1 protein-coding gene is annotated in these 229 nt (G+C 31.0%); it reads right to left on the bottom strand.

Annotated elements, in window-relative coordinates; all coding sequences use genetic code 11:
- The coding region (locus ACRHOC_RS15315; protein WP_431159457.1) for an ATP-binding cassette domain-containing protein at window positions 1-229 on the bottom strand (229 nt) is incomplete at both ends.

Consider the following 229-nt stretch of genomic DNA (forward strand, 5'->3'; position numbering starts at 1 on the left):
ACCTTTTGTTGTGGTTTAATATTTAATCCACCTTGAGTATAATAGGCAAATTTAACGGTTTCACCACTGACTATTTTCCCATTATCTGGTGATATTGATTGTGTTAGTAAATTTAAGGATGTAGATTTCCCAGTTCCGTTCTTACCAATGATGCCAATTCGTTCACCTTTTTTAAAGGTATAGTCAAATTCATTTAAAATTTTATGATCCTTAAAAGCTTTGTGAACAT

The sequence above is a fragment of the Winogradskyella poriferorum genome (assembly GCF_050618035.1).
In the GTDB taxonomy this organism is placed as follows: domain Bacteria; phylum Bacteroidota; class Bacteroidia; order Flavobacteriales; family Flavobacteriaceae; genus Winogradskyella; species Winogradskyella poriferorum_A.